Raw genomic sequence first — 13,607 nt, 5'->3', positions numbered from 1 at the left:
CGCGGCGCCGGTGCAACGGGAACGAGACGTACCGCGGCGCGGCCCGGCGGCCGGCGACACGCCCCGTCACCGTCTCCTCACGCAACTCAGGCGTCATACCCCCGCCCCGCACCTATTCTGAGGAAGCATGAGGAACTCGCCGGTGGACCACCGGAGTTGGCGGGTCAGGCTGCGGGAGTGGGGGCCCTCAGGGGGCGGTGAGGTGCTCGGCGCCGGGGTGCTGCTGGGCAGCGACCGGGTGCTCACCTGTGCGCACGTCGTCCTCGACCCCGGCACCGGCCGCGCGCCCGAGCGGGTGCAGGTCGACTTCCCGCTCCTGCAGGGGCTGCCCCGCACCCCGCAGCGCACCGCGACCGTGGTGCCCGGACACTGGCTGCCCCCGTTCGGCCGGGCGCAGGGCGACCTGGCGCTGCTCGCCCTCGACACCGCCGCGCCCGTCGCCTCGCCCGTCACCCTGCACCGCACCCTCGACTACCGCGACACCTCCGTACTCATCGACGGATTCCCGGAGTTCGAGTCCGGCGGGCAGTGGCTGACCGGGGCCTGCCGCGGGCCGGGCGGGGCGGGCGACGAGCGGGTGCAGATCGACCTGACCGGGCCGCACACGGCGCAGCGGGGGCTGCGCGAAGGGTTCAGCGGGGCCGGGGTCCTGGAGGACGGCACGGACCGGGTCCTCGGCATCGTCGTCCAGGCCGACGAGAGCGGCGAACGCGGGTACATGATCCCGGCGGCGACCGTCTCGAAGTACTTCAGCCGGTTCGCGGAGCGGTACGTGACCGGGCCGCACGCCATCCCGGGGCCGCGCGTCGTCTCGGCGGACGCCGCCCGCGCCGCCCGGCCGCACGGGCTCCAGCGCACCGTCAACCGCTGGCTGGAGGGCCCGGACGCGGCCCCCGCCGAGCAGGCGTGCGCCTGGGACACCGAGGTGCTGTTCATCGCCGAGGACGACGCCCGCGCCCGCCAGGCCCTGGACGTCGTCCTGAACCTGGCCGCGTACGAGCAGTCGCCCCAGCTCCCCGCCCAGCTCCCCGCCCAACTGCCCGCAGGCAACGGGACGGCGGCACACGGCGAGGGCGGCGGCTCCGGTGCGCCGCTCCTCTCCCGCGCGGGACTCACCCCCCGCGTCGGCAGCATCAACCTCGTCCTCGACGTGGAGGGCGTCGCCCTCGACCGGCCCGAGCAGGGCGAGACCCGCGAGGCCCTCGCCGTGCTGCGGCACATGCTGCGGCACGCGGGCTCGCGGCGGCCCGCCGTCGCCGTGCTCGGCGCCGACCGGTCCGCCACCGACCCGGCCGCCGCCGTGCACGTCCTGCGCGAACTGGCCGACGCGGGCGCCCGGTTGCTGCTCGTCGTGCGCGACAGCAAGCACGGATTCCCGTACGCGATGGCGGAGCACCTGCTGCCCGCGGACCGCGCCGACGCCTGGCTGGAGCGGATCGGGGACCGGGTCGCCGTACTCGCGGCCACCGAGCGGCGGGCCCGCGGGCTGTTCCGGCGCGTGGAGCGGCGCGTCGTCGACCCGCCCCGGGCCACCGACTACGCGGCCCGCGGCGCCGTGTGGACGGTGCAGCTCACCGAGGAGCTGCGGGAGCAGCGCGGCCAGGGCAGGGAGCAGAGCGGGCCGATATTCCTGGAGAAGCTGTCGTACGCCGAACAGGCCGTGGAGACCTACCTGTTGCGCGCCGAGCGGGCCGAGCGCGCGCTCCAGGGCGTCCTCGACGAACACCTGCGGCTGCGCGCCCTGCTCGCCGACCACCAGGCCCGCCTCGCCGCGCACGGGCTCGCCGAACACCCCGGCGCCGTCGACGCGTTCGCGGAGGCCCAGCACCTGCTGATGGCGGGGCCGTGTCCGCTGCCCGACGCGGAGCGGGCCGTGGCGGCGTACGCGCGGGTCGTACGGAGGGTCGTGGGCGAGGTCGCGGACGAGGGGGCGGGCGAGGTCGCGGACGAGGTCGTGGGTGAGCACGAGAATCCCGAACAGCCGCACCAGGAAGGGGAGTCGTGAAGCCCTGTCCGCACCCCGGCTGCCGGGGCACCCTCAGCCCCACCGGCTACTGCCGCCTCACCGGCGAGCCCGTGGACGCCGCGACGCAGCGGCACTCCTCCGTCGTCGCCCCGCGCACCCCGCCCCCCGCCGCGCCGCCCGCCTCCTCGCCGCCGCCCGAGCACGGGGGCGCCGCCACGGCCCCCCGGGCCGCGCCCCGGGACCCGTACACCCGGACCCGTCTCCCTCGGACCCGCCTGTCCGGCATCGGGCCCCCACCACGCGTGTCCGCACCGAAGTTCACCACCGCCCTGGTCCGCACCCCGCCCGAGAACCCCGAGCCCACCACCCTGCCCGAGATCACCCTGCCGCGCCGCACGGACGCCGGCGGCACAGACCCGGGCACCGCCGAACCGGGCACCGCCGAACCGGGGCTCGCCGCGCGGCTCCCGCTGCCGCCCGGGGAACTGCTCGCGGGCCAGTACCGGCTGGTGAAGCCGCTCGGCTACGGCGGGCTCGGGGAGGTCTTCCTCGCGCTCGACACCAAGGTCGGCGGGCGCGAGGTCGCCATCAAGATCCTGCTGCGACGCGACGACGACATCGCCGGTGCCGCCGCCCGCCACACACTGGAACGGGAGCGCAAGGCCCTCGTCGAGCTCAACCACGACGCGTTCATCCGGGTCCACAACTACGGCCACCACCCGGACGTCGGGGACTTCCTCGTCCTCCAGTACGCGGACGGGCTCAACCTGGAGGAGGTGCGGGCCCGGGCGGCGCGGCACCCGGAGGAGTTCGATGGGGCGCGCTACCACGAGTTCGTCCTCGGCTACGGCATCCGCGTCCTCGCCGGACTCCGTCATCTGCACGCCCCCGGGCGCGGCAAGGTGTACGGGGACCTCAAGCCGACGAACGTGATGCACGACGGCGCGAGCACCAAGCTCATCGACGTGGCGAGCGTCCGCGAGTCCGGCGCGCCCGGCGAGATCACCCCCGGCTACCACGCCCCGACGGTCGGCGCACACGGCGAATCCACCAGCAGGGACGACCTGTTCAGCCTCGGCATGACGCTGCGCAGCCTGAGCGGCATCGGCATCGACAACGAACCGGAGGACCGCGCCCGGCTGCGCCGCCTCGGCACCCTCGGCCCGGACGGCACGCCCTCCGTGGCCGCGCCCCGCGCCATGTCCGAGCCCCCGGGCGGGCTCGGCCTTGTCTCCCTCGCCCGGGCGCTGTACCGGGCCACGGAGCCGAAGCCCGCCGACCGGTTCGCCACGGCCCAGGAGATGGAGGAGCAACTGCGGGGGGTCTTCCGGGAGTTGCGGTCGCTGCGGACCGGCGAGGAGACCTTCGAGCCGTCACCGCTGTTCCTGCTCTCCGCGCACGCCCTGGACGGCGGCCTCGGGGACGCGCCGCACCCACGGCACTGGGCGGTCCCGCCCACGCCCGGGGGCGGGACGCAGCAGCCGCAGACCCAGCCACAGACACTGCCGCAGACCCAGCCGCTGCCGCAGACGCAGGTCCGGCCGCAGGCCCAGCCGCTGCCGCAGCCACAGGCCCGGCCTCAGCCTCAGGACCAGCCGCAGCCACAGACCCAGCCTCAGCCACAGAAGCAGGCCCAGCCACAGACCCAGCGCCAGCCCGAGCCCCAGCCGCAGACCCAGCGCCAGCTCCAGACCCAGCCCCAGCCCCAGCCCCAGCCCCCCGAAACACCACAAGAAACCCCCCGCTCCACCTACCCACCCCCCGCCCCCCTCCGCATCGCCCAGCAGCTCCCCGTCCCCCGTCCCTCCCCCGACGACCCGCACCACGGCGAGCTCAGCCGGCTCAAGGACGATGCGCCCGAGGCGCTGCTCCAGCACGTCAGCGAGTGGCGGGACTCCACCGAGATCCATCTGCTCCGCTGCCGCCTGCGGCTGCGGACGATCGGCCGGCCGGACGGGGACGACGCCGCACGGCTGGAGAGCGCCGCGCGGGAGCTCACCCGCGCCGCGGCCGCCATCGGCCCCCGCGACGCCCCGCACGACTGGCGCCTCGACTGGCACCACGGCCTGCTCGCTCTCGCGGGCGGGCAGATCGGCGCGGCCCGCAACCGCTTCGACCGGGTCTACAGCGCGATCCCCGGCGAGTACGCGCCCAAGCTGGCCCTCGGCTACTGCGCCGAGCACGGCGGGCGCGGGCGCCAGGCGCTGACGTTCTACGAGGCGGTGCGGCTGCGCAACCCCTCCCTGGGCAGCGCCGCGTTCGGCGCCGTGCGGGCCCGGCTCGCCCTCGGCGGGCCCGAGGCGCTCGCGTACGCGATGGAGGCGCTCGACGCCGTCCCGCAGCACTCCCCGCACCGCACCCCGGCGCGCACCGCCGCGCTGCGGGTGTGGACCGACCACGCGCGCACCGCCGACGACCTGGCCGAGGCGCTGCGCCGGCTGTCCCGGCTCTGCTACGCGCACGGCCTCACCGACGAACCGGCCAGGGTGCGCATGAAGGCGGAGGTCTGGGGCGCCGCGCACCGGCTCGTCGGCGCGGAGGCGATGCCCCCGCGGGAGCTGGAGCGGGTCGCCCATGAGGCGGACCCGCGCATCCAATTCCCGTACGGGCCGCGCGACTTGCGCAAGGATCTGGCACAGCTCTACCAGCGGCTCGCCCACCAGGCGGCGCGCATGGACGCGCCGGACGGCGGTCCGGTCGCCGCGCTCATCCTGGACCGCGCCTATGTGACCAGGCCGTACGCGCTCCGGCACCACCGATACCACGGGGGCACTCGATGGACCGAGAGAATCAGCACGTGGTGGACCCGGACGACGGCGCCCGCGCGCCCGGAGCCGCCATCACCCTCGAAGTGAGCCAGGTCCACGAACTGCCGCGCCCGCAGGCGCCGTTCGTGGCCGACCCGCCACGCATGTACGCGGTGATCACGGTGACGGTACGCAAGAACGCGCGGGCCGCGGCGCCCGCCCGGCAGGCGGACCCGGACCCCGTGGAGCCGCCGGGCGGCGCCGAACGCCCGCCGCTCGCCGAGGTCCTCCTCATCGACCACTCCTCGTCGATGGTGATCCCGCCGAGCCGCCTCGCCGCCGCCCGCGAGGCCGCGGTGGGCGCGCTCGCCCGGCTCCCGGACGGCGCCCAGTTCGCGCTCGTCGCCGGGCGCAAGGACTCCGACATGATCTACCCGAGGCGCCCGGCGCTCGCCGTCGCGGACGCCGTGACCCGCGCGGAGGCGGAGGCCGCGCTGCACGGCTGCACGCCGGGCGGGGGCACGGCGATGGGCACGTGGCTGGAGCGGGCCCGCCGCCTCTTCCAGGGGGCCGAGGGGGACACGGCGGGGCCCGGCACCGCCCGCGCCCGGCACGCGCTGCTCCTCACCGACGGCAAGAACCTGCCCGCGTACGAGTCCCGGGAGGAGCTCACGGCCCGCGTCGAGCGGTGCGCGGGCCGCTTCACGTGTGACGCCGTCGGCATCGGCGACGACTGGGAGACCGAGGAACTCCTCCTGATCACCGGCCGGTTGGGCGGCCGCGCCCGCGCCGTCGCGGACCTCGCCCAGCTCCCCGCCGAGCTGGCCGCACTCGCCCAGCGCGCCGCCGAGCGCGATCTGACCGGGCTGCGCCTGCGCCTCTACCACCGCAAGGGCGTCCGCCTGCACTACTTCGAGCAGGTGCACCCGACGCGCACCCGGCTCCGCCCCGCCCACGTCGACCGCTCCGACGAGGAGTCGGGCAGGGGCGGCCCCGTCGAGGAGTACGACACGGCACCCTGGGGCGACGAGACCCGCGACTACCTGCTGTGCGTCAGCGCCCCGTACGAGAAGGAGCAGCGCGACAAGGAGCTGCTCCTCACGGAGGTGGAGGTCGACGTGGATCCTCCGTCCCCCGCCGTTCAACTCCCCCTGGGCAAGGCCGTGTTGATGCGCTGGTCCGACGAGGCGGACCTCTACAGCAGGCTGGACCCGAGGGTCGCCCACTACCAGCACGAGGAAGAGCTCCACGACACGTACGAACGGGCCTGCGCCGAGCTGAAGAGCGGCCGCCGCGAAGAGGCCCGCACCCTCCTCGCCACCGCCTGGAAGCTGGCCGCCACGACCGGCGACACGACGATGCAGGACCATCTGCGCAAGCTGGTCCGGGTCGTCGACCCCGACCGCGGCGAGGTCGAACTCCTCGACCGGATCGCCCGGTTCGACGTGGAGGCGGCGCGCATCCACGCGAGCACGACGGTGTTGCCGGGCGGGGCGGAGCGGTGAGCGAGCGGGGCCGCACGCTGCGCCGCCACGCCCACATGGCCGTCCTCGTCGCCCGCGACGTGGGGCGGCGGGTGCTGCGCTACGCCTGGCCGCCGCCCGCAGGCGGCCGCCCCGGACAGCCCCCGCCGCGCAGCAGCTCCTACCTCCGCGACCGCCTCGTCGCGCTGCCCCTGCTCACCGTGGTCGCGTTCAGCACCTTCGGCTTCGCGTACGCGGACGTGCGCGGGGACTCCGCGTACATCCGGGACGAGTACAAGCCCGCCCTCGTCGCACTCGCCGACGCCCGGGTGTCCCTGCGGATGGCCGACCAGGAGGCGGAGAAGAGCCTCGCCATCGAGGAGGCGGTGAAGCTCAGCGGGATGAGCGACGGGTACCGGACCCGCATCACGCGGACCACGCAGAAGCTCAACCAGGCGGCCCGCAGCGACGCCCTCACCGCCTCGGAGCGCCAGGAGCTCGACGTCGTCTCGGGGCTCGTCGTCGACTACGCGAACTGGATCAGCTACGCGCAGCTGAACGCCGACGTGGACGCCCTGCGGCAGGCCGGTCTCGGGTACGCGCGCAGCATCCTGTGCACGAAGGAGCCCCCCAGGAACGGCAAGGGCAAGGCCGTCGAAGCCGCCAGGTCCAGGGATTCCCTGCTGACGTGCTATCCGCCGGACGCCGCCTCCGAGAACACCACCGTGGTCGACCGGATCACCGCCCTGGAGACGTCCCTGCGCGCCCGCCTCGGGGACCGCGCGGGGCCGGGCGCCCTGGTGCTCGCCGCCCTGGCCGTCTCCGCCGTCGCCTTCGTGCTGCTCGCCGTCGGTCTGTGGCGCGCCCAGACCTTCGTGCGCCACCGGCTGCACCTCATCAGCTGGCCGCTGTGGGTGAGCCTGCTGCTGCTCCTGGCCGTGCCGGTGCTCGCCGTCGACGCGGTGTACGTGCAGCGGGCGCAGGGGCGGGTCACGGACGTGGCCGCCGCCCTCGCCGAGGACGCCGGGCCGGAGCGGGAGACCCTCGCCGAGAAGCACCCGTTCAAGAAGCCCGAGGCGCCGGTGATCTCCGCCCTCGACGCCACCGCGACCCATGACCTGGCCGACGGCCGCCTCTCCGCGCTCGACGGGGTCGCGCCCTGGGTGGCCCCGGCGGGGCTGCTGAGCGCGGCCCTCGCCGGCGCCGCGCTGTACGTCTACCGCCGCGAGTACGTCCTCATCTCCCGCCCAGGAGCCGCCACATGAGCCGTCTGCTGCGCGCGGCCCTCGTCTGCTGTCTGCTCGCGGTCACCGCCCTCGGCGCGGGCGGCTGCGGTGCGCCCGCGCCGCGGAAGGTCGTCGTCCTCGGGCCGTGGACGGACGCCGAGGGCAAGGCGTTCCGCGCGGTCCTCGCGCGCCTCGACGCAAAGGACGACAGCGTCACGTACGAGTACGAGGGCACGCGCTCCCTGCGCGAGACCCTCGTCGCGAAGCTGGAGGCGGGCGACCCGCCGGACGTCGCGGTCCTCAACAGCATCGGCGAGCTCTCCGAGTACGCGGCCGACAACCGGCTGAAGCCCCTGGACGGCACGGCCGCGTCCCGGGCCTTCGCGCCCTGGGTGCCGAAGCTGGTGGTGAACCACGCGCGCTCCACGTACTGGGTGCCCCTCAAGGTCGATGTGAAGAGCCTGGTGTGGAGCAAGAAGGGCACGTCGGATGCGGCCCCGCGCTGGTGCGTGGGCATGGCGTCCGAGGCCACCTCGGGCTGGCCCGGCACCGACTGGATCGAGGACATCGTGCTGCACCTGTACGGCCAGGACGTCTACAAGCGGTGGGCCGCGGGCGAGCTGCCGTGGACCGGTATCCGGGGCGCCTGGGAGAAGTGGGGCCGGATGCTCGACGACCACCAGACGTATGCCCCCGCGGGCCCGCTGGGCATGCCGTACAAGGGCCGCGACGAACGCGGACTGCTGAACTCGCTGAAGGGCTGCACGCACGAGCACCAGAGCGCCTTCATCCGCCACGTGTACGTGGGCGACCAGGTGCGGGTCCAGCCGTCGGCCGCCTTCATCGGGGGCGGCGCCGGGGCCGACACCTTCGAGGTGTCCGGGGACATGGCCGCGGTCTTCACCGGCCGGCGGGAGGCCAGGGAACTCGTCGACCGGCTGTCCTCGCCCGCGGCCCGCAAGGAGTGGCAGGGGGCGGCCGAGCCCGGTCTCGCGCCGTTCTTCCCGGCCCGCTCCGACCCGCAGCCGGAGGACCGGGAGGGCGCCGCGATCACCAGGATCTTCACGCGGCGGGCGAAGACGCTCTGCTTCGACGCCTCGGACGTGATGCCGCCCCGGGTCAGGGACGCCTTCCACCGGGCGGTGCTCAGCTACTTCGGCGACCCCACGGCCAAGAACCTGAAGCCGCTCCTGAAGCAGCTGGACCGGGTGCGCGAGGAAGTGCGCGGGGAGGCGCGCAAGAACGCCTCGGTCCGCATCCTGGCGAAGGACATCTGCGACTCCCCGGCCGACTGACCGGGGAGCCGACGAGACGGCGAGACGGCGCGGCGGCGCGGCGGCGGGCTACTTCGCCAGCTCCTCCGGACACGGCGTGCCCCGCGGCAGCTGGTACGGCGCCCCCAGCTGGTAGACCCCCGGCTTCGGGGCGACCAGCTCGGTCCACTTGTCGCCGTCGGAGTCCTCGGCCGCCTCCACCAGGCAGCCGTTGGGGTTGTCGAACTCCTTCTCGTAGACGTCGTGGTCCCGCTTCTTGGACTCGTCGGTCTCCTTGGGACGCGCGACGCCCTTGCCGTGCTCGTCAACGATGCTCAGCCACGGCGAGTACGGGACACGCAGCAGGACCTTGCCCGGCTTGTCGACCTTGATCCGCATGCGGTCCTGGTCGGTGCGCTCCATGGTGGCGGGCGGGTCGGCGAGCGGGGTGGGGTCCTTGACCTTGTAGAGCTGCCAGTTGTCGTCGACCCAGACCTGCTCCAGGTACGGCAGGCCGTCGCTGATCAGCTTCGCCTCGCGCTTGCCGCCGTCGCCGTCGGGCTCGCCCTTGGGCAGGACCACGTAGTGGATGGCCCAGCGCTGCAGCCACGCGTGGTAGTTCGCGGTGTTGAGGGTGTCGTCGTAGAAGAGCGGGTTGCGCTCCATGTCGGCCTGGCGGTTCCAGCCGCGGGCCAGCATCACGTACGGGGCGAGGGCGGACGCCTCGCGGTGGCTGCGCGCGGGCACGACCTCGACCCGGCCCCTGTCGGTGCCGACCTCCTGCAACTCGTTCACCAGCGGCGCCAGCTCGCGGGTCCAGGCGGCGTCGGGCCGGGCGTGCACGATGTCGTCGCCGGTCTTGATGCCGAGCCACACGGTGAAGCCGACGAAGGCGATCACCGCCGCGTACCACTTGCGGGACTTCGGCACCAGGAACGGCAGCGCGGCGAGCATCGCGACGCCCCCGAAGGACATCGCGAGCCGCGTGATGTTGGAGCCGATCTGCGAGTTGATCACCCAGACGCCGACGACGAAGACGCCGTACACGGCCGCGGTGATCCGCACGGTCTTCCAGTGCTTCGGCACCAGGACGACGGTCAGGATCGCGTACGTCAGCGGCAGCAGCGTCGACCAGAACATCATCGGCTGGGTGCCGGAGAACGGGAACAGCCAGGCGGACAGGCCCACCACGATCGCGGGCGCGATGCCGAGGGCGTACGCGCCGGGGTAGCGCTTGCTGAGGAACAGGGCGACGGCGACGAGGCCGACGAAGAGCCCGGCGACGGGCGAGCCCATCGTGGCGAGCGCCGCGAACGGCGCGGCGACCAGGGCCTTGGCCCACCGCTTGTAGCGCCAGCGGTAGGGCCAGCAGAAGACGGCGGCGACCGCCATGAGCGCGAACATCTGGCCGAGGCCGAAGGTGACGCGGCCCGAGATGGCGTTGCAGATCAGCGCGAAGACGCCCGCGAGCGAGCAGGCGAGGGGGTTCTTCACGGCCCGGCTGCGGATCAGGATCATCGCGAGCAGGCCCGCCGAGACGGTCCCGGCGATCATCATCGTGGTGCGCACGCCGAGCACCGACATCAGATACGGCGAGACCACGCTGTACGAGACCGGGTGCATCCCGCCGTACCAGGCGAGGTTGTACGCGGAGTCGGGGTGGCGGCCCACGAACTCGGCCCAGGCGTCCTGCGCGGCGAGGTCACCGCCGCTGCTGGCGAACGTGAAGGACCAGATCAGGTGCAGTGCGGCGGCCGTGAGGACCGAGATGGTGACGGGGTGGCGCAGCAGGGCGCGGAAGCGGGAGTCGGGGTCGCCGGGGCGGGTGGCCGGGCCGGTACGGCGCTGGGCGGGCAGCCGTATTCGCGATCCGGTGCTCGTGGTCCCGGCATCGTCTGCGCGCGTCGGCTCCGCGGTGGCCACTGCAGGCTCTCTTTCCCCGTGTTGTTCTGTGCTGGTCCTGCGGGTCGCGTGGTCCCTGGTCCCGGTCCCTGATCCCGGTACCTGATCCCGGTACCTGATCCCGGTACCTGATCGCGTCCCCAGCCGCGTGGTGCTGTCCCGCAGCCGCGTGGTGCTGTCCCGCTCGTGCTGTTCCCCGAACTTGTGACGCTAGCACGCACGCCGCAGGGGGAGGCCCGGACCGGCCTCCCCCTGCGGCGTCACGGGCCCGCTCAGCTGATCCGGGTCAGCTTCGCCCCGAAGCCGGGTTCGCTGAGGTCCTGCTGGAGCGCGACGGGAACCTCGACGGCGCCCGCCTTGCTGCCGTCGCCGACGCGGAGGACGCCGACCTTGGTGCCCGCCTTCGCCGAGTGCGGGATGGTCTTGCCCTTGTCCGTGTCGAGCTGCAGTTTCACGGTGAGCCCGGCCCAGCCGACGGCGGAGACGTCCTTGGTGGCGACGACCGGGGTGGTCCCCCCGAGCCCGTCGTCGACATGCCCCACGACGTCGCCCTTCTTCACGACCTTCTTGGCGGTGAGCGCGGCCTCGCCCGCCTCCATCAGCGCGCGGCTGACGTTGGTGACCTCGTCGATGTTGGCCACGCCGGGCTTGCCGTACTGGCCGAGGGCGGCGCCGATGATCAGCTGCTCCTTGCCGCCGACGGTCTTCTTGGAGGCGAAGAGCAGGTTGCCGCCGGCCGCGGTGGTCGTACCGGTCTTGATGCCGACCGCGACGGTCGGGACGAGGCTGTTGAAGTTGCCCCACTTGCCGTCGCTGCGGTTCGGGTCACCGCGGTGGTTGCTCGGGGTGTAGAAGGGCTGCGCGGCGATCTCCTTGAACACCGGGACGTCCATGGCGGCACGGCCCAGCTTCACCAGGTCCTCGGCGGTCGACACGGTGGTCTTGTCGAGCCCGCTGGGGTCGGTGTAGGTCGTGTTCTTCATGCCGAGTTCCTTGGCGGTGTCGTTCATCTTCTTGACGAACGCCTTCTCGTCACCGCCCGAGTCCCAGCGGGCCAGCATGCGCGCGACGTTGTTCGCGGACGGCAACATCACCGCCTGGATCGCCTCGTACTCGCTCATCTTCTCGCCCGCCTTCACATCGACGACGGACTCCTTGTCGGCCTTGCCGGACTTGTAGTGCGCCTCGGCCTTGTCGTCGACGGTGAGCATGGAGCCCTTGCCCCCGGGCTTGATGGGGTGGTCGCGCAGTATCACGTACACGGTCATGACCTTGGCGATACTGGCGATCGGCACGGGCTTCTGCTTGCCCGCGGTGCCGAAGGACCCGATCCCGTTCACGTCCATCGCGGCCTGGCCCTGGGTGGGCCACGGGATGGAGGGCTTGCTCCCGTCGAACGACACGGACTCCTGCGCGGTCAGCGAGAGCGAGGGGTCGGGCAGCGGCCGCACCGCCTGTACGACTGCAAACACGATCGCCAGGAGCAGCACGAGCGGCGTCCAGATCTTGACCCGCCGCACGGCGGTGCGGACCCGTGTCTCGGGCGGCGGCGGCGTGTTGGTCAGCTCGGCGAGCAGGTCGATCGGGGGCTTGGGCGGGAGGGGCTGCTGGCGGGTGCGCTCGGGGGTGTCGGGGACGCCGTTGTCGGGCGTGGGCGCCTTGGACCCGGCCTGCGCCCCGGCTTCGGCTCCAGCCCCGGACTTCGGCTGCCCCGGTGCCGCCGCCGGCTCCGACGGGGCCTTGGACCGGCTCTCGGAGGGGCTGCTCTGCGGCTGCCCCGCGGGCTGCCCCTGGGGCTGACCCTGGGGCTGACGCTTGGGCTCGTCGAGCGGCTTCAGCGCGACGAACTTGCTGGTCCGCTCGGCCTCGCTCTCGGCCGCCTTCCCGGCGCCCGCCTCGGGCTTCTGGTCCCCGAGCTTGAGCATGGTCGTCGGCTGATCGACCTCGGTCCGCCGCATGGTCTTGAAGACGGCGGTGGCCTGGTCGACGGGGGGCTTGGCGTCGGGCTCGGCGTCCGACTCGGGCTTCTTCTCGGGCTCGGGCTTCGCCTCGGAGTCGGACTTGGCGTCCGGGCCGGGGGCGTCCTCGGGCTCGGCGTCGGCCTTGGCTCGGGAGTCGGCGCCGGTGTCGGTGTCGGCGTCGGCGTCGGCGTCGGTCTTCGAGGCGGGCTCGGCCTCGGCACGGGCGCTGTCGTCCTCGCCGGACGAGGACGCGGAGACACCCCCGTCGCCCGCCTCGGGCGCCGCCTCGGGCTCGGAGTCGGAGTCGGCTTCCGGGGAAGGCTCGGCGGCGTCGGCTTCGGCCGAGGAGTCGGCGGCGGGCTTCGCGTCGGACCCGCTCTCGTCGCGGTCACCGGCTTCGGCCTCCGGCCCGGAACCGGACTCAGGCGCGGCCCCGGGCTCCGCGTCGGAGTCGGAGTTCGAGTCCGAGTCGGAGTCCGACGCGGCAGCGGCGCCAAGTCCCGCCCCCGAAGCGCTCCTCGAGACGTCCTCCGAGTCGCCCTCCGAGTGCGACTCGTCGGCGTCCGGCTCGGCGTCGGCGTCGTCCGCCGGGGACGCCGGGGACGCCGGGGACGCCGGGGACGCCGAAGAAGGCTCAGGCCGCGCGTCGGCGGGCGGGGCGTCCTCCGGGGACGTCTCGTCGTCCGCCGTGGCGACCCACGCCGCCACCGCCGCCCGCAGGCGCGCGTCGCCGCTCTCCCCGGCCGACCCCGCCTCCGGCTCAGGCTCCGTCTGCGGCTTCGGCTCCGGTGCGGAACCGTTTCCTGTTCGCGCCACGTCCTTCGTCGAGAACACCGCAGTCGCCTGGTCCTCGCGGGTCACCGCGAGCCTCGGGTCACGCGGGGCCTGGCTCGCGCCTTCGTCCGCAGCCGGGGTCCCCGACGACTTCCGCTGCTCCGACCTGTCGGGGGACTCGCCCGCCACCGATGCCTCCTCGATATGCCGTAACGCCGTTTTTTTTGGACGGACGCGCTGTCCGAACCATGTACCAGTGTCCTGTGTGAGGGCTTAACCCCCGTGGTAGACGAGAACGACATACCTACTGGTTCC

Annotated in this window: 7 protein-coding genes; 5 read left to right on the top strand and 2 right to left on the bottom strand. The window is 73.8% G+C overall.

Annotation, left to right across the window (positions count from 1 at the left end; genetic code table 11):
- Positions 1–127 precede the first annotated feature (127 nt).
- The 5 genes from ACQB60_RS12380 to ACQB60_RS12360 are packed head-to-tail and all read left to right on the top strand — an operon-like array spanning position 128 to position 8,697.
- A complete protein-coding gene (locus ACQB60_RS12380; protein WP_496925964.1) occupies positions 128–2,005 on the top strand; it encodes a trypsin-like peptidase domain-containing protein in 1,878 nt (625 codons plus the stop codon).
- A complete protein-coding gene (locus ACQB60_RS12375; protein WP_496925963.1) occupies positions 2,002–4,821 on the top strand; it encodes a tetratricopeptide repeat protein in 2,820 nt (939 codons plus the stop codon). The genes ACQB60_RS12380 and ACQB60_RS12375 overlap by 4 nt, the downstream gene beginning before the upstream one ends.
- Entirely contained in the window at positions 4,743–6,218 is a 1,476-nt protein-coding gene (locus ACQB60_RS12370) for a VWA domain-containing protein (RefSeq protein ID WP_496925962.1), read from the top strand. Before ACQB60_RS12375 ends, ACQB60_RS12370 begins: the two co-directional genes overlap by 79 nt.
- On the top strand, positions 6,215–7,441 hold the full coding sequence (locus ACQB60_RS12365; RefSeq protein ID WP_496925961.1) for a GlnX family signal transduction membrane protein: 1,227 nt from the start codon (positions 6,215–6,217) through the stop codon (positions 7,439–7,441). Before ACQB60_RS12370 ends, ACQB60_RS12365 begins: the two co-directional genes overlap by 4 nt.
- On the top strand, positions 7,438–8,697 hold the full coding sequence (locus tag ACQB60_RS12360; protein ID WP_496925960.1) for an extracellular solute-binding protein: 1,260 nt from the start codon (positions 7,438–7,440) through the stop codon (positions 8,695–8,697). Before ACQB60_RS12365 ends, ACQB60_RS12360 begins: the two co-directional genes overlap by 4 nt.
- 48 nt (positions 8,698–8,745) lie before the next feature.
- On the opposite strand, the gene ACQB60_RS12355 is transcribed toward ACQB60_RS12360, so the two are convergent.
- Both ACQB60_RS12355 and ACQB60_RS12350 read right to left on the bottom strand, forming a co-directional pair.
- Positions 8,746–10,578 carry a DUF8823 domain-containing protein gene (locus ACQB60_RS12355; RefSeq protein WP_496925959.1) on the bottom strand — a complete coding sequence of 611 codons (1,833 nt, stop codon included), beginning with the start codon at positions 10,576–10,578 and terminating at the stop codon, positions 8,746–8,748.
- 251 nt (positions 10,579–10,829) lie between these two features.
- Positions 10,830–13,481, bottom strand: coding sequence for a D-alanyl-D-alanine carboxypeptidase family protein (locus tag ACQB60_RS12350; protein ID WP_496925958.1), 2,652 nt, complete (start codon positions 13,479–13,481; stop codon positions 10,830–10,832).
- Positions 13,482–13,607: the final 126 nt, after the last annotated feature.

It is taken from the genome of Streptomyces odontotermitis, from assembly GCF_050510915.1.
Lineage (GTDB): Bacteria > Actinomycetota > Actinomycetes > Streptomycetales > Streptomycetaceae > Streptomyces.
This window is presented reverse-complemented; position numbering and strand designations above follow the sequence as displayed.

What these genes read in the sequence shown, in the direction of transcription:
- ACQB60_RS12360 (WP_496925960.1), top strand. Translation starts at nt 7,438, where the DNA reads ATGAGCCGTCTGCTGCGCGCGGCCCTCGTCTGCTGTCTGCTCGCGGTC.
- ACQB60_RS12380 (WP_496925964.1), top strand. Translation starts at nt 128, where the DNA reads ATGAGGAACTCGCCGGTGGACCACCGGAGTTGGCGGGTCAGGCTGCGG.
- ACQB60_RS12370 (WP_496925962.1), top strand. Translation starts at nt 4,743, where the DNA reads ATGGACCGAGAGAATCAGCACGTGGTGGACCCGGACGACGGCGCCCGC.